21 protein-coding genes are annotated in these 22,202 nt (G+C 73.2%); 5 read left to right on the top strand and 16 right to left on the bottom strand.

Going from position 1 to position 22,202, the window contains the following annotated elements; all coding sequences use genetic code 11:
* Nucleotides 1-33: 33 nt before the first annotated feature.
* A complete protein-coding gene (gene argH, locus ABD363_RS24390; protein WP_344607123.1) occupies nucleotides 34-1,461 on the bottom strand; it encodes an argininosuccinate lyase in 1,428 nt (475 codons plus the stop codon).
* 102 nt (nucleotides 1,462-1,563) lie between these two features.
* The gene (locus ABD363_RS24395; RefSeq protein WP_344607125.1) at nucleotides 1,564-2,757 is read right to left on the bottom strand and encodes an argininosuccinate synthase; all 1,194 of its coding nucleotides are present in this window, start codon (nucleotides 2,755-2,757) and stop codon (nucleotides 1,564-1,566) included.
* Nucleotides 2,758-3,172: 415 nt separating this feature from the next.
* Here ABD363_RS24395 and ABD363_RS24400 point away from each other — a divergent pair, with 415 nt between their 5' ends.
* Nucleotides 3,173-3,760 carry a pyridoxamine 5'-phosphate oxidase family protein gene (locus ABD363_RS24400; protein ID WP_344607127.1) on the top strand — a complete coding sequence of 196 codons (588 nt, stop codon included), beginning with the start codon at nucleotides 3,173-3,175 and terminating at the stop codon, nucleotides 3,758-3,760.
* Between the two features lie 271 nt (nucleotides 3,761-4,031).
* Here ABD363_RS24400 and ABD363_RS24410 read toward each other — a convergent pair whose 3' ends face one another.
* The 6 genes from ABD363_RS24410 to ABD363_RS24435 all read right to left on the bottom strand — a co-directional run bounded on the left by ABD363_RS24410 (nucleotide 4,032) and on the right by ABD363_RS24435 (nucleotide 11,495).
* Complete coding sequence (locus ABD363_RS24410; RefSeq protein WP_344607129.1) at nucleotides 4,032-4,571, bottom strand: arginine repressor; 540 nt, start codon at nucleotides 4,569-4,571, stop codon at nucleotides 4,032-4,034.
* 7 nt (nucleotides 4,572-4,578) lie between these two features.
* A complete protein-coding gene (locus tag ABD363_RS24415) occupies nucleotides 4,579-5,820 on the bottom strand; it encodes an acetylornithine transaminase (RefSeq protein ID WP_344607131.1) in 1,242 nt (413 codons plus the stop codon).
* Entirely contained in the window at nucleotides 5,817-6,719 is a 903-nt protein-coding gene (gene argB / locus ABD363_RS24420; RefSeq protein ID WP_344607133.1) for an acetylglutamate kinase, read from the bottom strand. Before argB ends, ABD363_RS24415 begins: the two co-directional genes overlap by 4 nt.
* Nucleotides 6,716-7,867: a bifunctional glutamate N-acetyltransferase/amino-acid acetyltransferase ArgJ gene (argJ, locus tag ABD363_RS24425; RefSeq protein ID WP_344607135.1), complete on the bottom strand. Its 1,152-nt coding sequence runs from the start codon at nucleotides 7,865-7,867 to the stop codon at nucleotides 6,716-6,718. The genes argB and argJ overlap by 4 nt, the downstream gene beginning before the upstream one ends.
* Nucleotides 7,864-8,892: an N-acetyl-gamma-glutamyl-phosphate reductase gene (argC, locus tag ABD363_RS24430; RefSeq protein WP_344607137.1), complete on the bottom strand. Its 1,029-nt coding sequence runs from the start codon at nucleotides 8,890-8,892 to the stop codon at nucleotides 7,864-7,866. Before argC ends, argJ begins: the two co-directional genes overlap by 4 nt.
* Before the next feature lie 119 nt (nucleotides 8,893-9,011).
* Nucleotides 9,012-11,495: an alpha-L-arabinofuranosidase C-terminal domain-containing protein gene (locus ABD363_RS24435; RefSeq protein ID WP_344607139.1), complete on the bottom strand. Its 2,484-nt coding sequence runs from the start codon at nucleotides 11,493-11,495 to the stop codon at nucleotides 9,012-9,014.
* Between the two features lie 182 nt (nucleotides 11,496-11,677).
* On the opposite strand from ABD363_RS24435, the gene ABD363_RS24440 reads away from it, so the two are divergent.
* A complete protein-coding gene (locus ABD363_RS24440) occupies nucleotides 11,678-12,121 on the top strand; it encodes a DUF6314 family protein (protein WP_344607188.1) in 444 nt (147 codons plus the stop codon).
* A gap of 63 nt (nucleotides 12,122-12,184) precedes the next feature.
* Here ABD363_RS24440 and ABD363_RS24445 read toward each other — a convergent pair whose 3' ends face one another.
* On the bottom strand, nucleotides 12,185-12,625 hold the full coding sequence (locus ABD363_RS24445; protein WP_344607141.1) for a GNAT family N-acetyltransferase: 441 nt from the start codon (nucleotides 12,623-12,625) through the stop codon (nucleotides 12,185-12,187).
* Between the two features lie 67 nt (nucleotides 12,626-12,692).
* Nucleotides 12,693-14,129 carry an aminotransferase-like domain-containing protein gene (locus ABD363_RS24450; protein ID WP_344607143.1) on the bottom strand — a complete coding sequence of 479 codons (1,437 nt, stop codon included), beginning with the start codon at nucleotides 14,127-14,129 and terminating at the stop codon, nucleotides 12,693-12,695.
* On the opposite strand from ABD363_RS24450, the gene ABD363_RS24455 reads away from it, so the two are divergent.
* Together ABD363_RS24455 and ABD363_RS24460 are read left to right on the top strand one after the other, a co-directional pair.
* On the top strand, nucleotides 14,128-15,045 hold the full coding sequence (locus ABD363_RS24455; protein WP_344607145.1) for a DMT family transporter: 918 nt from the start codon (nucleotides 14,128-14,130) through the stop codon (nucleotides 15,043-15,045). The genes ABD363_RS24450 and ABD363_RS24455 overlap by 2 nt on opposite strands.
* A 94-nt stretch (nucleotides 15,046-15,139) precedes the next feature.
* Complete coding sequence (locus ABD363_RS24460; RefSeq protein WP_344607147.1) at nucleotides 15,140-15,334, top strand: DUF1918 domain-containing protein; 195 nt, start codon at nucleotides 15,140-15,142, stop codon at nucleotides 15,332-15,334.
* A 1-nt stretch (nucleotide 15,335) separates the two neighbouring features.
* On the opposite strand, the gene ABD363_RS24465 is transcribed toward ABD363_RS24460, so the two are convergent.
* Nucleotides 15,336-16,559 (bottom strand): glycoside hydrolase family 10-like protein, encoded by a 1,224-nt coding sequence (locus ABD363_RS24465; RefSeq protein WP_344607149.1) that lies wholly within the window; start codon nucleotides 16,557-16,559, stop codon nucleotides 15,336-15,338.
* 192 nt (nucleotides 16,560-16,751) lie between these two features.
* Between ABD363_RS24465 and ABD363_RS24470 the strand changes: the two genes are divergently transcribed.
* On the top strand, nucleotides 16,752-17,627 hold the full coding sequence (locus ABD363_RS24470) for a 3-hydroxybutyryl-CoA dehydrogenase (protein WP_344607151.1): 876 nt from the start codon (nucleotides 16,752-16,754) through the stop codon (nucleotides 17,625-17,627).
* 63 nt (nucleotides 17,628-17,690) lie between these two features.
* On the opposite strand, the gene ABD363_RS24475 is transcribed toward ABD363_RS24470, so the two are convergent.
* The 5 genes from ABD363_RS24475 to ABD363_RS24495 form a co-directional block, all read right to left on the bottom strand.
* Nucleotides 17,691-18,452 carry a GNAT family N-acetyltransferase gene (locus tag ABD363_RS24475; protein ID WP_344607190.1) on the bottom strand — a complete coding sequence of 254 codons (762 nt, stop codon included), beginning with the start codon at nucleotides 18,450-18,452 and terminating at the stop codon, nucleotides 17,691-17,693.
* Nucleotides 18,453-18,729: 277 nt separating this feature from the next.
* Complete coding sequence (locus tag ABD363_RS24480) at nucleotides 18,730-19,926, bottom strand: cytochrome P450 family protein (RefSeq protein WP_344607153.1); 1,197 nt, start codon at nucleotides 19,924-19,926, stop codon at nucleotides 18,730-18,732.
* 424 nt (nucleotides 19,927-20,350) lie between these two features.
* Nucleotides 20,351-20,914 (bottom strand): hypothetical protein, encoded by a 564-nt coding sequence (locus tag ABD363_RS24485; RefSeq protein WP_344607155.1) that lies wholly within the window; start codon nucleotides 20,912-20,914, stop codon nucleotides 20,351-20,353.
* A 134-nt stretch (nucleotides 20,915-21,048) separates the two neighbouring features.
* On the bottom strand, nucleotides 21,049-21,744 hold the full coding sequence (locus ABD363_RS24490) for an NUDIX domain-containing protein (RefSeq protein ID WP_344607157.1): 696 nt from the start codon (nucleotides 21,742-21,744) through the stop codon (nucleotides 21,049-21,051).
* The gene (locus tag ABD363_RS24495; RefSeq protein ID WP_344607159.1) at nucleotides 21,741-22,118 is read right to left on the bottom strand and encodes a DUF4406 domain-containing protein; all 378 of its coding nucleotides are present in this window, start codon (nucleotides 22,116-22,118) and stop codon (nucleotides 21,741-21,743) included. The genes ABD363_RS24490 and ABD363_RS24495 overlap by 4 nt, the downstream gene beginning before the upstream one ends.
* Nucleotides 22,119-22,202 lie beyond the last annotated feature (84 nt).

Raw genomic sequence — 22,202 nt, forward strand, 5'->3', positions numbered from 1 at the left:
TAGACCGCGCTGCCCCTCGCCCCCGCGGGGGTGTCACCTCCTGGCGTCCGCCCACGCGTGCTGGGCCGCCACGTCCGCCTTCACCTCGGCCAGCTGGACGGCGACCGCGCTGGGAGCCGTGCCGCCGCGGCCGTTGCGGGAGGCCAGGGCGCCCGGGACGTCGAGCACCGCGCGCACCTCGGGGGTGAGGTGGGCGGAGATCTTCGCGAACTGCTCGTCGGTGAGCTCGTCCAGCTCCTTGCCCTCGGCCTCGGCGGCCTTCACGCACTCGCCGGCCACCTCGTGCGCGACCCGGAACGGCACACCCTGCCTGACCAGCCACTCGGCGATGTCCGTGGCGAGGGAGAACCCGGCGGGAGCCAGCTCCTCCATGCGCTCCCGGTGCACGGTGAGCGTGGCCATCATGCCGGTGAAGGCCGGCAGCAGGACCTCCAGCTGGTCGATGGAGTCGAAGACCGGCTCCTTGTCCTCCTGCAGGTCGCGGTTGTACGCGAGCGGGAGGGCCTTGAGGGTGGCCATCAGGCCGGTGAGGTTGCCGATCAGGCGGCCCGACTTGCCGCGCGCCAGCTCGGCGATGTCCGGGTTCTTCTTCTGCGGCATGATCGACGAGCCCGTCGAGAACGCGTCGTGCAGGGTCACGAAGGAGAACTCCTTCGTGTTCCAGATGATGACCTCCTCGGCGATCCGCGAGAGGTCGACCCCGATCATCGCCGTGATGAAGGCGAACTCGGCGACGAAGTCGCGGGAGGCCGTGCCGTCGATGGAGTTGGCCGCGCTGCCGTGCTCGAAGCCGAGGTCCTTCGCGACCGCCTCGGGGTCCAGGCCCAGCGACGAGCCGGCCAGGGCGCCCGATCCGTACGGCGAGACCGCCGTCCGCTCGTCCCACTGCCGCAGCCGCTCCGCGTCCCGGGACAGCGCCTGGACGTGGGCGAGGACGTGGTGGGCGAAGAGCACCGGCTGGGCGTGCTGGAGGTGGGTGCGGCCGGGCATGGCCACGTCCGGGTGGGCCTCGGCGAGGCCGATCAGGGCGTCCTGGAGGTCGGCGATCAGACCGCCGATGATCCGGGCGTGGTCCCGCAGGTACATCCGGAAGAGCGTCGCCACCTGGTCGTTGCGGGAGCGGCCGGCGCGCAGCTTGCCGCCGAGGTCGGGTCCGAGGCGCTCCAGCAGGCCGCGCTCCAGGGCGGTGTGCACGTCCTCGTCGGCGACGGTGCCCACGAAGGAGCCGTCGGCCACGTCGGCCTCCAGCTGGTCGAGCCCGGCCAGCATGCGCCGGAGCTCGTCGTCGGTGAGCAGCCCGGCCTTGTGCAGCACGCGCGCGTGCGCGCGCGAACCGGCGATGTCGTACGGCGCGAGCCGCCAGTCGAAGTGGACGGACGCGGACAGTTTCGCCAGGGCCTCGGCGGGACCGTCGGCGAAACGGCCGCCCCAGAGCCGTACGTCACCGCTGTTGCTGCTCACGTGGGTCGCTCCTAGGAAGATACGGATGTGCCGCCGCCTCCCCACTCAGGCGCAAGTGAGGAGGCGGGTGTCAGGCCGATGCGGGTGAGGTGCCGTGCGGTGTCACGCGAGGTCGCGCTTGGCCGCGATCTTCGCCGACAGGCTGTAGATGTCGATGAAGCCCTTGGCGGCGGACTGGTCGAAGGTGTCGCCGGTGTCGTAGGTGGCGAGGTTGAAGTCGTACAGCGACTGCTCGGAGCGGCGGCCGGTGACGACCGCGCGGCCGCCGTGCAGGGTCATCCGGATGTCGCCGGTGACGTGCCGGTTGGCCTCCTCGACGAAGCCGTCCAGGGCGCGCTTGAGCGGGGAGAACCACAGGCCGTCGTAGACGAGTTCGCTCCAGCGCTGCTCGACCTGGCGCTTGTAGCGGGCGAGTTCGCGCTCGACGGTGACGTTCTCCAGCTCCTGGTGGGCGGTGATCAGGGCGATGGCGCCCGGCGCCTCGTACACCTCGCGGGACTTGATGCCGACGAGGCGGTCCTCGACCATGTCGATCCGGCCCACGCCCTGGGCGCCCGCGCGCTCGTTGAGCTGCTGAACGGCCTGCAGGACGGTGACCGGCTTGCCGTCGATCGCGACCGGGACGCCCTGCTCGAAGGAGATGACCACCTCGTCGGCCTCGCGGGCGACGGCCGGGTTCTGGGTGTACTCGTAGATGTCCTCGATCGGGGCGTTCCAGATGTCCTCCAGGAAGCCGGTCTCGATGGCGCGGCCGAAGACGTTCTGGTCGATCGAGTAGGGCGACTTCTTGGTGGTCGCGATCGGCAGGCCCTTCTCCTCGCAGAAGGCGATGGCCTTGTCGCGGGTCATGGCGTAGTCGCGGACCGGGGCGATGCACTTGAGGTCGGGGGCGAGGGCGACGATGCCGGCCTCGAAGCGGACCTGGTCGTTGCCCTTGCCGGTGCAGCCGTGGGCGACGGTGGTGGCGCCGTGCTTCTCGGCGGCGGCGACGAGGTGCTTGACGATCGCCGGCCGGGACAGCGCGGAGACCAGCGGGTAGCGGTCCATGTAGAGGGCGTTGGCCTTGATCGCCGGGAGGCAGTACTCCTCGGCGAACTCGTCCTTGGCGTCCGCGACCTCGGCCTCGACGGCACCGCAGGCGAGCGCGCGCTTGCGGATGACGTCCAGGTCCTCGCCGCCCTGGCCGACGTCGACCGCAACGGCGATGACCTCGGCGCCCGTCTCCTCGGCGATCCAGCCGATGGCGACGGAGGTGTCCAGACCGCCTGAGTAGGCGAGTACGACGCGCTCGGTCACGGGTTTCTCCTCACAGTGCATTCGCTGACATGCATGAGTATGCAGGAGTCCGCATGATTCGTCAATCCGCCCCCCAAGGGGATCGGTTTCGGTCGGATAGCGGCCGATTTCTTACGGTGTTTGAACACGCGGGACCGCTTTCGCGTACCTCTCTGCGGACACGGGCGTCGTTCCGCCGCACAGGCTCCGCCCCGGCCCGCGCACGGCCGCCGTCCGGCCAGGGCCTTTCCGGAGCCGCCCCCTCCAGCCGCCTGTCACGCTCACCCGATGACGTGGCAGGCACCCGTGGCCGCCCCGCACGAGCGCCGGCCGGGGCGGCCACGGCCGGCGGCGCGTTGCGCACGGCCGGCCGGAACCGAACCGGACCGGGCGATTCCTTAGACGGTCGAAAGATTTGCGCACATACTCGTCAAATATGGGAAAGACATACGAGCGCATCGACGGCAGGCTCCGCGCTTTCATCGAGTCCCAGCCGCTCTTCTTCACCGCCACCGCCCCCCTGTCCGCCGACGGCACGGTCAACCTCTCCCCCAAAGGGCTCAAGGGCTCCTTCGCGGTGCTCGACGAGCACACCGTGGCCTACCTCGACTTCGCCGGCTCCAACGCCGAGACCATCGCCCACCTGCGGGAGAACGGCCGGATCACCCTGATGTGGTGCGCCTTCCAGGGACCGCCGAACATCGTCCGCGTGCACGGCCGCGGCGAACCGGTCTTCCGCGACGACCCCCGCTTCAAGGGCCTCCTCGCCCGTTTCCCGGACATCGACCCGACGGTCCACGGCCTGCGCGCCGTCATCGTCGTGACGGCCGAGCTCGTCCGCGGCACCTGCGGCTACGCCGTGCCCCTGATGGCCTACGAGGCCGACCGGAACCTGCACGGCAAGCGCTTCGCGCGTGAGGACGACGCCTCGCTGAGCGCCTACTTCACCAAGAAGGAGCACGTCGCGACCAGCCTGGACGGACTGCCCGGGCTGCCGCTGCCGCTGCCCCCGGCCCCGGTCTGAGCCATGCCCCGGTGCCGTCGCTGCCCCGCCCCCACTCGTGTCCGCCGCCGCTGCCGGCCCGGACGGCCGACGCCGCCGGCACCCGGCCGGTCACCGCGCTCGCCCCGCGGACCGGCTCCGCCTCGGGGACGGTGACCTGCTGGGACCGCGGGGGCGGCGGATGGACCGGGGCCGGTCCGGCGCCGGCCCGCTCCGGCACGCGGGGCCCGGCCGTCCGGCCGGGACGAGCGGCCCTGCCGGGTGCCCGTGGCGGCCCGGCGTCCGGCGCGCCTCAGTGCCCGTTCTGCGCCAGCCGCAGCAGGTGATCGGCGAGCGCCTGCCCGCCGTCGGGGTTCCGGCTGATCAGCAGCAGCGTGTCGTCACCGGCGATGGTCCCCAGGATGTCGTGCAGCTCCGCCTGGTCGATGGCCGAGGCGAGGAACTGCGCGGCCCCGGGCGGCGTCCGCAGCACGACCAGGTTGGCGGAGGCCTCCGCCGAGATCAGCAGCTCCTGCGACAGCCGCCGCATCCGCTCCTCCTTCGCCGACTCCCCCAGCGGCGCGCGGGGGGTGCGGAAGCCCCCCTCGCTCGGCACCGCGTAGATCAGGTCGCCGTCGGTGTTGCGGATCTTCACCGCGTTCAGCTCGTCCAGGTCCCGGGAGAGCGTCGCCTGCGTGACGCTCAGCCCGTCGTCGGCGAGCAGCTTCGCCAGCTGGCTCTGCGAGCGCACCGGCTGCCGGTTGAGGATGTCCACGATCCGGCGGTGGCGTGCGGTGCGGGTCTGCGGCACGGCAGGCCCGGCGGGCTGTTCCTGGTCCTGCGCCTGGCTCATCGTCGTCTCATTCTCCGGATCGTCCGTCCCCGTCGGCCTCGATGGCCTTGTCAAGGATGCCGGGCAGGGCCCCGAGGAAGGCGTCCACCGCGTCGTCGCCGAGGATCAGCGGCGGCATCAGCCGTACGACGTCGGGGGCGGGCGCGTTCACGAGGAAGCCGGCGTCCTGGGCCGCCTGCTGCACCTCGGGCGCGAGCGGCTCGGTGAGCACGATACCCAGCAGCAGGCCCGCGCCCCGGACGTGGTCGACCAGTCCGTGGCCCAGGGACTCGATCCCCCCGCGCAGCTTCTCGCCCTGCCGCTTGACGTTGTCCAGCAGCCCCTCGCTCGCGACGGTGTCGAGGACGGCGAGTCCGGCGGCGCAGGCGACGGGGTTGCCGCCGAAGGTGGTGCCGTGCTGGCCCGGCCGGAACAGGTCGGCCGCCCGTCCGAACGCCACCGTCGCGCCCAGCGGGAGCCCGCCGCCGAGCCCCTTGGCGAGGGTGACGACGTCCGGCAGGACGCCCTCGTGGGCCTGGTACGCGAACCAGTGCCCGGTGCGGCCGATCCCGGTCTGCACCTCGTCGAGGACCAGCAGCGCCCCGGTCGCGGCGGTGATCGCGCGGGCCGCCTTCAGATAACCGGCCGGGGGCATCACGACGCCGTTCTCGCCCTGGATCGGCTCGATGACGACCAGGGCCGTCTCCTCGGTGACCGCGGCGGCCAGCGCCTGCGCGTCCCCGTACGGCACGTGCGTGACGTCGCCGGGCAGCGGCAGGAAGGGCTCCCGCTTGCCGGGCTGCCCGGTCAGCGCCAGGGCGCCCATGGTGCGGCCGTGGAAGCCGCCCTCGGTGGCGACCATGTGCGTCCGCCCGGTCAGCCGGCCGATCTTGAACGCGCCCTCGTTCGCCTCGGCGCCGGAGTTGCAGAAGTAGACCCTGCCGTCCCGCCCGAAGAGCTGCAGCAGCCGCTCGGCGAGCGCGACGGGCGGCTCGGCGACGAACAGGTTGGAGACGTGGCCGAGGGAGGCGATCTGCTCGCTCACGGCGGCCACGACCGCCGGGTGGGCGTGGCCGAGGGCGTTGACCGCGATGCCGCCGACGAGGTCCAGGTACTCCCTGCCGTCGGCGTCCCAGAGCCGGGCGCCCTCACCGCGGACCAGGGGCAGCCGCGGGGTGCCGTAGTTGTTCATGAGTGCGCCCTGCCACCGGGCGGTCAGTTCCTCGTTGCCGGTGGCGTCGGCGACGGTGTCGCTGGCGGCGTTGCTCACGGCTCCCCCTGTTCGTCCGGCACGACCATCGTGCCGATGCCCTCGTCGGTGAAGATCTCCAGCAGGATCGAGTGCTGGACCCGGCCGTCGATGACGCGCGCGGTGCGCACGCCGTTGCGCACGGCGTGCAGGCAGCCCTCCATCTTGGGCACCATGCCCGAGGACAGCTCCGGCAGCAGTTTCTCCAGCTGGGATGCGGTGAGGCGGCTGATCACCTCGTCGGAGTGGGGCCAGTCCTCGTAGAGTCCCTCGACGTCCGTGAGGACCATGAGGGTTTCGGCGCCCAGTGCCGCAGCGAGTGCCGCAGCCGCCGTATCAGCATTGACGTTGTAGACATGTCCGTCGTCCTGGGAACGGGCGATCGACGAGACGACCGGGATCCGGCCGTCGGCGAGCAGGGCCTCGATGGCGCCCGTGTCGATCTCGGTGATCTCGCCCACCCGCCCGATGTCGACGAGTTCGCCGTCGATCTCGGGCCGGTGCCTGGTGGCGGTGATGGTGTGCGCGTCCTCGCCGGTGAGGCCGACGGCGAGCGGGCCGTGCTGGTTGAGCAGCCCGACCAGCTCCCGCTGCACCTGCCCGGCCAGCACCATCCGTACGACGTCCATGGCGTCCTCGGTGGTGACGCGCAGGCCGGCCCTGAACTCGCTGACGATGCCGTGCCGGTCGAGGGCGGCGCTGATCTGCGGGCCGCCGCCGTGCACGACGACGGGCCTGAGGCCGGCGTGCCGCAGGAAGACGACGTCCTGGGCGAAGGCGGCCTTCAGCTCCTCGTCCACCATGGCGTTGCCGCCGAACTTGATGACGACGGTCCTGCCGTGGTGGCGGGTCAGCCAGGGCAGCGCCTCGATGAGGATCTGGGCCTTGGGGAGCGCGGTGTGCTTCCTCGTCGTGCTCATGAGCTGTAGGCGCTGTTCTCGTGGACGTAGTCGGCGGTGAGGTCGTTGGTCCAGATGGTGGCGGTCTCGGAACCGGCGGCGAGGTCGGCGACGATGTGCACCTCGCGGTAGCGCATGTCGACCTTCTCGCGGTCCTCGCCGACGGAGCCGTTCTTGCACACCCAGACGCCGTTGATGGCGACGTTCAGCCGGTCGGGCTCGAAGGCGGCGGACGTGGTGCCGATCGCGGAGAGCACCCGGCCCCAGTTGGGGTCCTCGCCGTGGATGGCGCACTTGAGGAGGTTGTTGCGGGCGATGGAGCGGCCCACCTCGACGGCGTCGTCCTCGGTCGCGGCGCCCACCACCTCGACCTTGATGTCCTTGCTGGCGCCCTCGGCGTCCCGGACGAGCTGCCGGCCCAGGTCGTCGCAGACGGCCCGGACGGCCTCGGCGAACTCCTCGTAGCCGGGCGTGGTCCCGGACGCCCCGGAGGCGAGCAGCAGGACGGTGTCGTTGGTGGACATGCAGCCGTCGGAGTCGATGCGGTCGAAGGTGACCCGGGTGGCGGCGCGCAGGGCCCGGTCGAGGGTCGCGCCGTCGAGGTCGGCGTCGGTGGTGAGGACGACCAGCATGGTGGCGAGGCCGGGGGCGAGCATGCCCGCGCCCTTGGCCATGCCGCCCACCGTCCAGCCGTCCCGTGTCACGACGGACGTCTTGTGCACGGTGTCGGTGGTCTTGATGGCGATGGCGGCCTTCTCGCCGCCGTGCTCGGACAGCTGGGCGGCGGCCGTCTCGACGCCGGGCAGCAGCTTGTCCATCGGCAGCGGGACGCCGATGAGGCCGGTGGAGCAGACGGCGACCTCGATGGCGCCCCGCCCGAGGACCTCGGCGGCCTTCTCGGCGGTGGCGTGGGCGTCCTGGAAGCCCTTGGGTCCGGTGCAGGCGTTGGCGCCGCCGGAGTTGAGGACCACGGCGGAGACCTGCCCGCTCTTGATCACCTGCTCGGACCAGAGCACCGGCGCGGCCTTGACGCGGTTGGCGGTGAAGACGCCGGCGGCGGCGCGGCGGGGCCCGTTGTTGACCACCAGGGCCAGGTCCGGGCTGCCGTTCTCCTTGATTCCGGCGGCGATGCCCGCCGCCGTGAACCCCTTTGCTGCCGTGACGCTCACGGTGCGACTCCGATCGTGGGAAGACCGAGCTCCTCGGGAAGTCCGAGGGCGATGTTCATGCTCTGGACGGCACCGCCCGCGGTGCCCTTGGCCAGGTTGTCGATGGCGCTGATCGCGATGATGCGGCCCGCCGCCTCGTCGTGGGCGACCTGCACCTGAACGGCGTTGGAACCGTGGACGGAGGCGGTGGCGGGCCACTGCCCCTCGGGCAGGAGGTGGACGAACGGCTCGTCGGCGAACGCCTTCTCGTACGTCTCGCGGAGCGAGGCCGCGGTGACCCCGCCGCGCGCCTTCGCGCTGCACGTGGCGAGGATCCCCCGGGACATGGGCGCGAGGGTGGGGGTGAAGGAGACCGAGACGCGCTCCCCCGCCGCCGCGCTGAGGTTCTGGATCATCTCGGGCGTGTGCCGGTGGACGCCGCCGACGCCGTACGGCGACATGGAGCCCATGACCTCGCTGCCCAGCAGGTGCGGCTTGGGCGTCCTGCCCGCGCCGGACGTGCCGGAGGCGGCGACGATCACGGCCTCGGGCTCGGCGAGCCCCGCCGCGTACGCCGGGAAGAGCGCCAGCGAGACGGCGGTCGGGTAGCAACCGGGCACCGCGACGCGCTTGGACCCCTCCAGCGCGGCGCGGCCGCCCGGCAGTTCGGGGAGGCCGTAGGGCCAGGTGCCGGCGTGCGGGGAGCCGTAGAACCGCTCCCAGTCGGCGGCGTCCCGCAGCCGGAAGTCGGCGCCCATGTCGATCACGAGCACGTCCGGGCCGAGCTGCTCGGCGACGGCGGCGGACCGGCCGTGCGGCAGCGCCAGGAAGACGACGTCGTGCCCGGCGAGGGCCTCGGGGGTGGTCGGGCCGAGCACGCGGTCGGCCAGCGGCAGCAGGTGCGGCTGCAGCGCGCCGAGCCGCTGGCCGGCGTTGGAGTTGCCGGTCAGGGCGCCGATCTCGACCTCGGGATGGGCCAGGAGCAGACGCAGCAGTTCCCCGCCCGCGTATCCGCTCGCTCCGGCCACTGCCGCACGTACCGCCATGGAACCTCCTCCTAGACGGCATGACTATACGTTCGATTGCACGTTTATGCAACGCCGTGCGGGAGAGGCCCGGCGCCGGCACGGAGGCGCGGGCCGTCCCCGCCCGGCGGATCCGGCGGTTACCTCTGCCTGATCCGCAGGAAGGTGACGGAGTTCGCCGGGAAGGTGTACGTGAACCTCTCGGCGACCCCGGAGAAGGCCGACGTCACCGGCGTGACCGGGGCGTCGGTCTCGGTGTTCACCGCGTCCGCGTCGGCGGCCAGCGTGGTCACGCGGGCCCTGGACGCGACCTTCGCGCCGCCGAGGTCGATCGCCGTGCGGGCCGCCGCGTCCTGGGCGTTGACCACCTTGACGATCAGCTCACCGGTCCGCGCGTCCTCGGTGACGACCTGGCGGAAGGGCTCGGCCGGCTTGTCGTCGGTGAAGCCGCCCCACTCCTGGCCGTCGAGGTAGAGGGTGACCTGGCGGCCCCGCACCTTGACGTGGATGTCGTAGGCGCGGCCCGTCTCGATCGACCCGGCCCTGGAGACCAGCGTCGACTTGCCGCCGTCCACGGCCTGCTCGACGGCGGACCGGGTGTTGTTCCAGCCGCCCAGGTTCCACCAGTAGTAGTTGCCGGTGTCCTTGACGCCGAAGGCGACGAGGAAGCCCTCCTTGCCGGACCGCTTGGTGGCCCTCACCCGCAGGTCGTAGTCGTGCCAGGCCGGGTCGCCGGCCGTGACCAGGGTGTTCTCGGCGGCGGCGTCGCTCTGGACGTAGGCGCCGTCCTGGACGCTCCAGGTGCCGGCGCCCCGGTGGGTCCACTGCGAGGCGTCCCCGGAGAAGTCGTCGCCCAGCAGCGTCGAACCGTCCGCCGCGGTGACCCGCACGTCGTCGTAGGCCGCGCTGGTCGCCCAGGTCGACAGGCCGACGGCGCCGGTGATCGGGCCGCTGACGCCCGGGGTGCCGGTCGCGGTGGAGGGGATCACGCGGTCGCCGGTGTTGTTCATGAACAGCTTCTGGACCTCGTAGTTGGCCGAGCCCCAGGAGGCGTGGTTGTTGAACCAGATCATGTCCGGGCTCCACTGCACGTAGTCCTCGTTGGCGAGCAGCGGCGCGTAGGAGGCGAGCTTGACGACGTCCGCGTTGCGCTCCAGGCCGGTCATGTACGCGGCCTCGGCGAGGGCGTTCTTCCAGGCGTTGCCCTGGGAGGCGTACTCGCCGAGGAAGACCTTGGGACCCTGCCGGTCGTAGGAGTCGTAGCGGTCGTTGTTCTGCAGGAACCACTGGGGGCTGTTGTAGTAGTGCTCGTCGACCATGTCGACCCCGCCCTCGCGGTTGAGCCGCCAGGCCGTGTCGAAGGTCGTGCCCGAGTCGTCCGGGCCGGAGTTGGAGACGACGGTGATCTGCGGGTGCTTCGCCTCGATCGCCGCCCGGAACCGCTGGAAGCGGGCGAAGAACTCCTCCGGGAGGTTCTCCTCGTTGCCGACCGCGATGTGGGTGAGCCCGAAGGGCCTGGGGTGGCCCATCCGGGCGCGCACCTTGCCCCAGGTGGAGGTCGCCGGGCCGTTGGCGAACTCGATGAGGTCCAGGGTGTCCTGGACGTGCCGCTCCAGCAGCGCCTCGTCGTCGGTGGCCCTGTTCTGGCCGCAGCCGGTCACCAGGGCCGGGACGACGGGCAGCGGCATGGCGCCGATGTCCTCGGCGAAGCGGAAGTACTCGTAGTAGCCGAGTCCGTAACTCTGGTTGTAGCCCCAGAAGTTGGCGTTGGTGGCGCGCTCCTCGACCGGGCCGACGGTGTCCTTCCACTGGTAGGCGCGTTGGCGCTGCCAGCCGGAGGCCTCGCTGTAGTCCTCCATGGAGCCGGTGTTGACCAGGCAGCCGCCGGGGAAGCGCACGAAGCCCGGGCGCAGGGCGGCGATCTTCTCGGCGAGGTCCTTGCGCAGGCCGTTGGGCTGGTTCCTGTACGTGTCGCGCGGGAACAGCGACACCATGTCGAGGGCCGCCGCGTCCGTCGAGGCGACGGCGAGGCGGCCGCGGCTGCTGGTGCGGGTCGCGGTGAAGGCGGCGGTGTACTTGCGCCAGCCGCCCTTCGCGGCGACCTGGCGGGCGGTCGCCAGGGGGCCCGCGGCGTCCTTCAGCGTGACGGTGAGGGTGGTGCCGGCCTCGGCGCGGGCCCACACCGAGAAGTCGTACCTCTTGCCCTGTTCGACGCGGATGCCGGTGTTGTAGCCGGCGTTCGTCACGGACGCGCCGGCGCCCAGGGACAGGTAGTGGCGGTTGCGCTCGTTCAGCCGCCCGGCGTCGTTCACGACCTCGGCCGCGCCCTCGGCCGTCCAGGAGGTCAGCGGGGTGTAGGAGCCGTTGTCGGCGGTGGAGTACTCGAAGGACCGGTTCTGCACGAGTTCGGCGTACAGGCCGCCGTCGGCGGCCCGGTTGATGTCCTCGAAGAACACGCCGTACATCGTGTCGTCGACGGCCGCGCCCCGGGCGGACGGGTCCAGGGTGATCGTGTAGTCGGTGACCGCCTCGGCGTGCGCGGGGGCCGGGACGAGGGCGGTGGCCGTCAGGAGCGCGGTGGCGGTGACACCGAGTCCGAGGCGCGTGCGGGTGGTGCGTGACATGGATACTCCGCGGCTCTCTGGGAGGGGGTGGAGCGGTGCGCTGGTGCGTCTGCGTGTACGTCCTTGCCGGAGTTGTTCGATATATCGACCAATGGTCAGCACTTCGAACGGCAAGATAGGGAGGGGGCAGGTGCGCGTCAATGGGTCGCGCAGCAACGGCCGAGCGGGAAGAGCGGTACGCGATGGGCGAGTTCTGGCCAGTACCAGAGGTGCTGACGTATCTGGAGGGGAGCTGGCGGGTGGCGCGGTCGGTGCGCGACCTCGCGAGCGGCGAGACCGGCGAGTTCTCCGGCACCACCGTGTTCGACCCGCTGGAGCGGGGCGGTCTGCTGCACCGGGAGTCCGGCACCTTCGTCTGGCGGGGCGTCGCCCGCCCCGCCGAGCGGACGCTCCGCTTCCTGCCGGGGGCGGCGCCGGGCACGGCGGACGTGCGGTTCGCGGACGGGCGGCCGTTCCACGGCCTGGACCTGACGTCCGGGCGGTACGTCGCCGACCACCCGTGCGCCGCCGACCTCTACCGGGGCGAGTTCACCGTCCGGGACGCGGACCGCTGGCGGACCGTGTGGCGGGTGCGCGGCCCGGCCAAGGACCTGGTGCTCACCACCGACTACACCCGCGGGGACTGAACGGACGCCCCGCCGGAACACACGGGCCGAGGAGGCGGCCCGGGGGACGAGGACCTCCGCGCCTCACGGGGTCAGGGACAGCGCCATCCACTGCCCGGGCCGGTCCAGCGCCCGGAAGCCGAGCCTCTCGTACACCCCGTGCGCGTCGTGCGTGGCGAGCAGGACGCGCCGCAGCCCGTACGGCCGCAGATGCGCGCACACCGCGCCGACCAGGGCCGTGCCGATGCCCTTGCCGCGCGCCGCGGGGACGACGTACACGTCGCACAGCCACGCGAAGGTGGCCCGGTCGGTGACGACCCGGGCGTAGGCCACCTGCTCCCCCGACACCGCCGCGTACACCCCGAAGTTGAGCGATCCCTCGATCGCCCGGTCCTGCTTGTCGCGGGGGCGGCCGATCGCCCAGTACGCGTCGGTGGACAGCCAGTGGTGCAGGCGCCCGGCATCGAGGCGGCCGGGGTCGGTGGAGATCTCGTAGCCCTCGGGCAGGCTCGGCGTGTCCGTCATGGCGGGATGCTCGCAGGCCCGGCCGGACCGCGTCGACCGGTTATCCCAGCACCTCCTCGCAGGCCGCTTATCCCAGCACCTCCTCGCAGGCCGCGCGCAGCCGCCGCACCCCCTCGGTGATCTCCCCGCCGCCCGCGACCGCCGCGAAGCTGAGCCGCAGGTGCGCGGCCGGCGGCTCGGCGCTGAAGTACGGGCGGCCCGGGGTGACCGCGACGCCCGCGCGCAGGGCGGCCGCCGTCAGCGCGGCCTCGTCGCAGCCGTCGGGCAGCCGCAGCCACAGGTGGTAGCCGCCCGCCGGGACGTGCGGCAGGGCGAGGTCCGGCAGCTCGCGGCGGAGCGCGGCCGTCATGGTGTCGCGGCGCGTCCTCAGCTCCGCCGCGATCGCCCGCAGGTGCCGCGGCCAGGCGGGCGAGCCGACCAGTTCGAGCGCGGCCTCCTGCAGCGGCCGGGGCACGAAGAAGGTGTCGACGACCTGGATCGCCCGCAGCCGCTCCAGCACCGGCCCGCGGGCGGCCAGCGCGCTCACCCGGAAGCTGGGCGAGGTCGCCTTGGTCAGGGAGCAGACGTGGACGACGACGCCGTCGGGGTCGTCGGCGGCGAGCGGGCGCGGCAGCGGCCCCGCGTCCTCGTGCACCAGCCGTCGCACGAAGTCGTCCTCGACGACGAACGCGCCGGCCTCCCGCGCGAGGCGCAGCACCTCGCCCCGGCGTCCGGCGGCCAGGACGGCGCCGGTCGGGTTCTGGAACAGGGGCTGGCAGACCAGGACGCGGGCGCCGGTGGCCCGGAACGCGTCGGCGAGCAGGGCGGGCCGCACCCCGTCCGCGTCCACGGGGACGGGTACCGGGCGCAGTCCGGCGGCGCGGGCGATGGCCAGCATGCCGGGGTAGGTCGGCGACTCGACGAGGACGGGCGCGCCGGGCGGGGCGAGGGCGCGCAGCGCGGTGGTCAGCCCGGCCTGGCCGCCCGCGGTGATCAGCACCTCGGCGGCCGTGACGGCACCGCCGATGCTGCGCGCGAACCACTCCCGCAGCTCCGCCAGCCCCTCCACGGGCGGGCGGCCCCAGGCGCCGGGGCGGCGGCCCGCGCGGGACAGGGCGGCGGCCAGCGCCCGCTCCGGCTGCAGCGGCGGGTGCAGGTAGCCGCCGTTGAACTCGATCACCCCGGGCGGCGGGGCGGCGAGCGAGACCAGCACGCCCGAGGCGTCCACCGAGCGCGGCACGAGGTCGGCGGCGCCGTCGGCGCTGAGGGCGACCTCCTGCCAGGAGGTGTCCCCGGCGGCGGGGGCCGCGGCCCGGGGCCGGGCCCGGAACGCGCCGGCGCCGGGCCGGGTGACCACCAGTCCCTCGGCGGCCAGCTGCGCCAGGGCCCGCGACACGGTGACGGGGCTCACCCGGAACCGTTCGACCAGGACCCGGCTCGACGGGAGCTTTCCACCCTGCGGGTAGCGGTCCAGCTCGCGCCGCAGTCGTTCTGCCAGTTCGGCCACACTGCTACGCTCATGCATGAGAGCACAGAGTAGCGCTACTGCCACCGTCCCGATAGCGGTCACCGCCGACCGGAAGCGCGTCGCCCTCGGCACCGGGCAGGCCGCCCTCGGCGTCGCCGCCTTCTCCCTCACCTTCCCCGCCACCGCCTGGGGCCTGGAGGGCTTCGGGCCCTGGTCGCTGGTCGCCGTGCGCAGCGTGCTCGCCGCCCTGATCGCGGGCGGCTGCCTGCTGGCCCTGCGCGTACCGCTGCCCGCCCGCCGCCACTGGCCGGGCCTCGCGGTGGTCGCCGGCGGCGTGGTCCTCGGCTTTCCCCTGCTGACCACGCTGGCGCTGCGGACCTCGACCACCGCGCACGCCGCCGTCGTGGTCGGCCTGCTCCCGCTGACGACGGCCCTGTGCTCCGCCCTGCGGGTCGGCGTCCGCCCCTCGCGCACCTTCTGGGCGGCGGCGCTGGCGGGCGCCGCGGCGGTGGGCTTCTTCACCGTGCAGCAGAGCGGCGGCGCGCTGACCTCCGCCGACCTGTACCTGTTCGGGGCGCTGCTGGTGTGCGCGGCCGGCTACACCGAGGGCGGGCGGCTGGCCCGGGTGATGCCGGGCTGGCAGGTGATCGGCTGGGCGCTGGTGCTGTGCCTGCCGCTCACCGCGCCCGCCGCCGCGCTCGCGCTGGCGCACGAGCCCGTACGGCTGACCGCGCACGCCGTGACCGGGCTGCTGTGGGTGGCGGCGGGCTCGCAGTTCCTCGGCCTGGTCGTCTGGTACCGGGGCATGGCGGCCATCGGGATCCCCAAGGCCAGTCAGTTGCAGCTGGCCCAGCCCCTGCTCACACTGGTGTGGTCGGTGCTGCTGCTGGGCGAGCACCTGACGCCGGCCGCCCCGCTGACGGCCGCGGCGGTGCTCGTGTGCATCGCCGTCACGCAGCGGGCGCGCGGCTGAGCGGCGCGTCCGCGCCGGTTCCGAGCCGGTGCCCGCGCCGTAGACTCAAGGCCAGGACCGCTGCTCTTCGCAGATGGTGGAGGAGGCCCCTCAGATGCGTGCAACCGTGGGCGACCAGCTTGTCCAGCACGGCAGGGTGGTCGGTCAACACGACAAGGTCGGCGAGATCGTCGAGGTACTGGGCCCGAAGGGCAACCCCCCGTACCGCGTCCGCTTCGAGGACGGGCACGAGGGCGTGTGCTCCCCCGGCCCCGACACCGAGATCCGGCACAGGGAGACACAGCAGTAGATCAGCGCGGGGGCCTCGCCGGCTGCCGGTAGTGGTCGGCGACCACCCGCGCCATCGCCCCGATCCGGTCCGCCGCCAGGTCCTTCGCGGCGAAGAACACGTGCCCGCGCACCTGCGCGTGGTCCTTGGCCAGGGCCAGGTGCCGGGACAGTTCGGCGGGGTCCTGCCAGGCGGCGGGCTGGGCCGGGTCGCCCGCCTTGTACAGCGCCTCGCCCGCGTACAGCTTCGTCCGGCTGCCCCGGGCGACCTTTGCCCACCAGCGCAGCAGTTCGGCGTAGTCGGCGGCGGGCAGGCCGATGTGCCAGTACAGCTGCGGCACGATGTAGTCGAGCAGGCCCTCGCGGACCCATGCGCGGGTGTCCGCGTACAGGTCGTCGTAGGTCTGCACGCCCGCCCGGGTGGCGGAGCCGCGCGGGTCGGTGGCGGCGTTGCGCCACACCCCGAAGGGGCTGATCCCGAACCGGGTGCCGGGCCGGATCTCCCTGACGCGGGCCGCCGTCTCGCGCACCAGCCGGTCGATGTTGTCCCGCCGCCAGTCGGCCCGGCTCGCGAAGCCGCCGCCGTAGCGGGCGTACGCCGCGTCGTCGTCGAAGGTCCGGCCGGCCACCGGGTACGGGTAGAAGTAGTCGTCGAAGTGGACGGCGTCCACGGGGTAGCGCTCCACCGCGTCCAGCATCGCGTCCCGCACGAAGGCCCGGACCTCGGGCAGCCCCGGGTTGTAGTACAGCTTCCCGCCGTACGCCACCACCCAGTCCGGGTGCCGCCGGGCCGGGTGGGAGGCGACCAGCCTGGCCGGGTCCGCGTGGCCCGCGATCCGGTACGGGTTGAACCAGGCGTGCAGCTCCAGGCCGCGGGCGTGCGCCTCCCGGACGGCCGTGCCGAGCGGGTCCCAGCCGGGGGACCTGCCCTGGGTGCCGGTGAGGCAGTGCGCCCACGGCTCGTACGGCGAGGGCCACAGCGCGTCGGCGGTGGGCCGCACCTGGAGGATCACCGTGTTCAGCCGGCATCGCACCGCCCGGTCCAGGTGGGCGGTCAGCTCGGCGCGCTGCGCGGCGGCGGTCAGCCCCGGCCGGGACGGCCAGTCGCGGTTGGCCACGGTCGCCACCCACACCCCCCGCATCTCGGCGGGCGCGGCACGGCGGCGCGGCGCCGCGGACGCCCGGGGCGTCGGGGTGAGCGCCGCGAACGTGGCGGCGGCGAACGCCCGGCGTGACACTCGTCCCATGGGTGCGCTCCCCTGGCGAAGACGCGGATCCGCGCCGTCGCGGATCCTGTGGCGCGCCCAGCATGCCCCGGCGGATGCCCGCCCCCCGCGATCGATCATCGATACTTGGGAGTAACGTGCACGAACGGAGCAGGCGCCGGACCGGCGGGCCCGCCGCCGGCCGTACACCAGCGGATCAGCGAAGGGGACGATGTGACAGCCATCCCATCGGCAGATGTCGAGCGCGTCGGAGTGGTGGGCTGCGGCCAGATGGGCGCGGGCATCGCCGAGGTGTGCGCCCGGGCCGGTCTGGACGTCAGGGTCGCCGAGACCACCGGCGAGGCCCTGGAGATCGGCCGGACCCGGCTGTTCAACTCCCTGGCCAAGGCGGCCGAACGCGGCAAGATCACCGAGGAGGAGCGGGCGGCGACCCAGGCGCGGCTGAGCTTCACCACCGACCTCGGCGAGTTCGCCGACCGCGATCTGGTGATCGAGGCCGTCGTGGAGAACGAGCAGGTCAAGACCGAGATCTTCCAGGTGCTCGACCAGGTCGTGACCCGGCCCGACGCGATCCTGGCCTCCAACACCTCCTCGATCCCGCTGGTGAAGCTGGCGGTCGCCACCTCGCGGCCCGACCAGGTCGTCGGCATCCACTTCTTCAACCCGGCCCCGGTGCAGAAGCTCGTCGAGCTGATCCCGGCGCTCACCACCTCCGAGGGCACCCTGGGCCGGGCCCAGCTGTTCGCCGAGAAGGTGCTCGGCAAGCACGCCATCCGCGCCCAGGACCGCTCCGGCTTCGTGGTCAACGCGCTGCTGATCCCGTACCTGCTCTCCGCGATCCGGATGTTCGAGACGGGCATCGCCAGCCGCGAGGACATCGACAACGGCATGGAGCTCGGCTGCGCCCACCCGATGGGCCCGCTGAAGCTGTCCGACCTGATCGGCCTGGACACGGTCGCCTCGGTGGCCCGGTCGATGTACGAGGAGTACAAGGAGCCCCTGTACGCCGCTCCCCCGCTGCTGCAGCGCATGGTCGACGCGGGCCGGCTGGGCCGCAAGACGGGGTCGGGGTTCTACACCTACGGCTGACCGTGCGGGCGGCCGGCCGCCGGCCGCCCAGGGGCCGCCGCCCGGCCCCTGGGCGGCGGCCGCTCAGCCGACGGCGTGCTCGGTGAAGTGCCCGCAGGGCACGAAGCCCAGGCGCCGGTAGACCGGTTCGCCCTCCGGCGACGCCTGCAGGACCGCGATCCGCTGTCCCCGGTCGCGCGCCGCGTGCAGTGCGGCGAGGGTGACGGCGCCCCCGTAGCCGCGCCTGCGGTGGGTGACCAGGGTGCTGATGTTGTAGATCCCGGCGACTCCCGCGTGGTGGAAGACCTCGGCCGAGCAGACCGGGTGGCCGCGGTGGTAGCCGATCAGGTACTGGGCCGGGCAGTCGGCGGCGAGCGCCCGGGGGGCGGCCAGCCGGAAGAAGCGGCGGACGGTGGCGGCCGGCGGGTCCCAGTTCGCCGCGAGGACGGCGGAGTAGTCGGCGAGCTGTTCCGGGGCGACGACCTGCCGGATGTCCAGTTCGGGCAGGTGCGGCCGGGGCGGCAGGGTGTCGAGCGCGGCCCACATGGCCGTCTCGTTCTCGTGGGGTGCCAGGCCGGCGGACCGCAGCCGGGCGGAGAGGTCCGAGGGCTCCGAGGCGGGGCCCACCCACCAGGAGAAGCGCCGGCCCGTGGCGGTGAGGTCCCGGAGGGTCCGGCCGATGCGGGCATCGGCGTGGTGCGGTGCGAAGCGGGCGGCGGCGACGATGTTGAAGGTGTCGTCGTCGAGGCCGCTGTCGGCGATCAGCAGATCGTCCGTCTCCGTGACCGTCGCGCCGTCCATGTGCCGGTGCAGGTGGCTCGCGTGCTCCGCGAGGTTGGCTTCCATTCTGGCCAGGAGGGTGCCGTCGTCGGCGGTGAGGGGGTTCGTCATGGTGACAGTCGTTCGCATCCGGGTCGGGGCGGGTCTGCGGGCGGGGGAGGGCGCCGGGTGACGGGACCGGGCCGTGTCCGGGCCGTCGCGGCGCGCCACCGGTACCGGGTCGGTACCGGTGGCGCGCCCCGGCCGGCCGGGCAGCGCGGGTGCCCGGCCGCGGGGCCGGTCCGCTGCCGTGGAGCGGTGTCCGGCCGGCCGGCCGCCGGGCCGGTCCGGGTCTGCCGCCGGCCTACGCGGTGAACCGCACGGGCAGGCTGAGCGGGCCGCGGATCATCATTCCCGGGCGCCAGGCGAGGGCCGCCGGGTGGATGTCCAGGGCGAGGTCGGGGCAGCGTTCCAGCAGCGTCCTGATGGCGATGCGCGCCTCCAGACGGGCCAGGGGCGCCCCCAGGCAGTGGTGGATGCCGTGGCCGAACGCCACGTGGCCGCGGGCGTCACGGGAGATGTCGAACCGGTCGGGCGCGGGGAAGCGCTCCGGGTCGCGGTTGGCGTCGGCCATGGCGACGATGACGAGTTCGCCGCCACCGGGGACGGTGGTGTCGCCGATCGTCACCGGCTCGGTGGTGAAGCGGAACGTGGGGGTCTCCAACGGGCCCTCGTAGCGCAGCATCTCCTCCACCGCGTCGTCGATCAGGGAGAGGTCCGCGCGCAGGGCGGCCAGCTGGTCCGGATGGGTGAGCAGGGCGAGCACGCCGTTGGAGATGAGGTTCACGGTGGTCTCGTGGCCGGCCACGAGCAGCAGCCAGGCCATGCCGAGGAGTTCCTCGTGGGACAGCTGGTCGCCGTCCTCGTCCGAGCCGTGGATCAGCGCGCTCATGAGGTCGTCACCGGGCTGCTGCCGCTTGCGGTCCACCAGTTCCACCATGTACTGCGCCATCGCGGCCGCGGCGGCCTTGCGGACTTCGGGATCGGCGGCGCCCAGCGCGTCGTTCGACCACGTCCTGAAGGACTCGCGGTCCAGGTCGGGGACGCCGAGGAGTTCGCAGATGACGGAGATCGGCAGCGGGAAGGACAGCGCCTCGACCAGGTCGGCGCGTCCCTCGGGGTCGGCGAGCATCCGGTCCAGCAGCGCGTCGGTGGTCCGCTGGATGCGCGGGGCGAGTTCCTGCACCCGGCGGGTGGTGAACTCGCGGGCGACCAGTTTGCGCAGCCGGGTGTGGTCCGGCGGGTCGGCCCTGAGCATGTGCGGGCCGGAGGAGATGGCGCCCAGCGGCAAGGAGGGGGAGGCCTTGCTCCAGTCCTTGGAGAGCCGGGGGTCCGCGAGTGCGGCGCGCCCGGCTTCGTACCCGAGGACCAGCCACGCCTCCGCGCCCCCTTCCGGCATCCGGATGCGGTGCACCGGTCCCTGTGCCCGCAGCCGGGCGTACACGGGGTAGGGGTCGCGGGTGAAGGACTCACCGAGCGCGGCGAGGTCGACGATGCTCATGGGGCTACCACCTCACGGGTAGGGACGGTTGTCCGGCCGGCGGACGCCGCCGTGCCGGCCGGTGCGGCGGACCGGGGCCGTTCGGCGGCCCGGGTCGTCGGGTTCTCGTCGTACGGGCGGCCGCCGCGGCGCCGCACCGCCCGGCTCCCGCTGCAGGGTGGACCGGCGGCGACGCCGGCGCCGGCCGGTGGCGGTAAGGACGCGGCGGCAGCCGCGAAGTCCCCGTGGGTCATGGTGTGTTCCCCCGTCGGATGTGGTGGTGGCCGGTCCGGCCGTGGGTTGGACGCGCGGTGCCGTGCGGGAGTTGTGCTCCGCCGCCCGGTCGTGACGAAGCGGTGACAGGGACGCGGACGGCGGGCGGGGCGGCAGGCCGGTCCGCGCACCGTCCCACGGGGCGCCGCTCCGCGGGGGTCCCTGTCCGGGCTCAGTTCCCGCTGGTCACGGGCCGCCGGACCCTGTGGTCGAAGGCGAAGGCGTCGCCGCAGGCCAGGTCGATCCGTTGTCCCGACACCCGCACGGTGACGGCAGCCGACAGCGGTGTCTTCCAGCCCTTCACCACCACCTGGCCCCACGGTTCGTCGTGCACCTCGTGGACGCGTTGCCGCGGTCCGGCGGGCGTGTAGGAGCCGTCGACGACGACCGTCCGTGCGGGGCCGGTCGTCTCCCCTCCCTCGTGGACGGTCACCTCGCGGGAGATCGTGCCGTGGTCGAACAGACCGGCGTCCGTCTCCCCGTCCCGCAGGTACTCGGTGTCCGCCGTCCGCACGCTCACGTACGCGTAGGTGCCGAACGCGGAGTTCTCGTAGAGCTGTACGGCCGCGCTCACCCCGTTCCGCTCCCCCGCGCAGTCGAGCACGTGTCCCTTCTCCTCGGTGAGGGTGAAGGGTCCGTGGGAGTCGGGTGCGGACGCGGCTGCCGCCGTCGGCAGCGCCGACAGCAGCATCGCGGCCAGTGCACCGCCCACGGTCGTCCGGGTGCGGCAGGTCATGGTTCCCCCCTGGGATGTCGGGTCGTGTCAGGTGCGCGCTTCCCCGCCGGCCGGGCGCGGGCCCGGCCGGCGGTGGTGGACGGCGGGATGGCCGGCGAGGGACGTCCGCGCCGCGTCCGGCTCCTTCGGGATCGTCAGCGGGTGACGGTTCCTAAGGGGCGTCCGGCCGGGTGGCCGCGCGTGAACGGGCCGTCGAGGGCTGCCCACTGCAGCAGCATGATGGCCTTGGCGTCGACGATCTCGCCACTGTTAATCATGTCGAGCGCCTTGTGGAAGGGCAGTTCCACGACGGCGATGTCCTCCCCCTCGCCGATGACGCCCCCGTGGGTCGCCGCGACGGAGGCGGGATGGTAACGGGCGGCGAAGAAGTGCAGGCGCTCGGTGACCGAGCCGGGACTCATGTAGACGGTGAAGACGTGCTCGGCCGCGTCGACGACGCATCCCGTCTCCTCGGCCGCCTCCCTGCGGACGGCCTCCTCGGGGGTGTCGCCGTCCAGCAGGCCCGCCGCCGTCTCGAGCAGCATCCCGTCGGGATGCCCGTTGACGTAGGCGGGGAGGCGGAACTGACGGGTCAGCAGCACGGTCCGCCGGTCGGTGTCGTAGAGCAGGATCGTGGCGCCGTCGCCGCGGTCGTAGGTCTCGCGCTGCTCACGGCTCCAGTGGCCGTCGCGGTGCTGGTAGTCGAAGGTGGTCCTGCGCAGGACGTACCAGTCGCAGGAGAGGACCTCCACGTCGACGATCCGCACCCGCGGGTTGCCGGTCAGATCGCGGCCGTGCCGGTCGAGGCCCGTGCGGCCGCGCCGGTCCGGTGTGTCGATGCCCGCGGTCACCGCGCGGCCGGGACGTCGTCGAGGCCGGTGTACACCGCCTTGCCCAGGGCGCGTGCCCGGGCGACCATCCGGTCGGCGCCCTCGGACGGGCCGCCGATCCGCAGCACTCCGTCGCAGCGGGCCAGCAGCTGCTCGGCGACGGGGTGGAAGATCTCCTCGTACGCCGCGTCACCGGGACCGGTGCTGCCGGCGGTCTCCAGCAGCGGCAGGGCCAGGGCCTCACCGGTGACACCGAGGTGACCGGCGCGGAAGAGCTTGAGGGCGACCTCGTTCATGGCCCGGACATTCGTCTCCAGCTTGCGCGGGTCGTCGCCGGTGCCCGACCGGTAGGGTCCGGCGACCAGGATCATCAGCGAGCGGGTGGTGGTGTGCACGGAACTGCTCCTCGGTGTGAAGTGGGTGACGGGGTGTCGGACCGGAGGGGTCCGGACATCCGGCTGCCGCGGTGCCCTGAGGGT

Origin of the sequence: Streptomyces glaucus (assembly GCF_039533365.1) — a bacterium.
Classification (GTDB): domain Bacteria; phylum Actinomycetota; class Actinomycetes; order Streptomycetales; family Streptomycetaceae; genus Streptomyces; species Streptomyces glaucus.

Bases quoted from the DNA above. Each gene is read 5' to 3' on its own strand.
- ABD363_RS24465 (WP_344607149.1), bottom strand. From the start codon at position 16,559: ATGGGACGAGTGTCACGCCGGGCGTTCGCCGCCGCCACGTTCGCGGCG.
- ABD363_RS24435 (WP_344607139.1), bottom strand. From the start codon at position 11,495: ATGTCACGCACCACCCGCACGCGCCTCGGACTCGGTGTCACCGCCACC.
- ABD363_RS24485 (WP_344607155.1), bottom strand. From the start codon at position 20,914: ATGACCTGCCGCACCCGGACGACCGTGGGCGGTGCACTGGCCGCGATG.
- argC (WP_344607137.1), bottom strand. From the start codon at position 8,892: ATGGCGGTACGTGCGGCAGTGGCCGGAGCGAGCGGATACGCGGGCGGG.
- ABD363_RS24460 (WP_344607147.1), top strand. From the start codon at position 15,140: ATGCGTGCAACCGTGGGCGACCAGCTTGTCCAGCACGGCAGGGTGGTC.
- ABD363_RS24475 (WP_344607190.1), bottom strand. From the start codon at position 18,452: ATGGAAGCCAACCTCGCGGAGCACGCGAGCCACCTGCACCGGCACATG.
- ABD363_RS24400 (WP_344607127.1), top strand. From the start codon at position 3,173: ATGGGAAAGACATACGAGCGCATCGACGGCAGGCTCCGCGCTTTCATC.
- ABD363_RS24445 (WP_344607141.1), bottom strand. From the start codon at position 12,625: ATGACGGACACGCCGAGCCTGCCCGAGGGCTACGAGATCTCCACCGAC.
- ABD363_RS24410 (WP_344607129.1), bottom strand. From the start codon at position 4,571: ATGAGCCAGGCGCAGGACCAGGAACAGCCCGCCGGGCCTGCCGTGCCG.
- ABD363_RS24440 (WP_344607188.1), top strand. From the start codon at position 11,678: ATGGGCGAGTTCTGGCCAGTACCAGAGGTGCTGACGTATCTGGAGGGG.
- argB (WP_344607133.1), bottom strand. From the start codon at position 6,719: ATGAGCACGACGAGGAAGCACACCGCGCTCCCCAAGGCCCAGATCCTC.
- ABD363_RS24455 (WP_344607145.1), top strand. From the start codon at position 14,128: ATGAGAGCACAGAGTAGCGCTACTGCCACCGTCCCGATAGCGGTCACC.
- ABD363_RS24480 (WP_344607153.1), bottom strand. From the start codon at position 19,926: ATGAGCATCGTCGACCTCGCCGCGCTCGGTGAGTCCTTCACCCGCGAC.
- ABD363_RS24450 (WP_344607143.1), bottom strand. From the start codon at position 14,129: ATGCATGAGCGTAGCAGTGTGGCCGAACTGGCAGAACGACTGCGGCGC.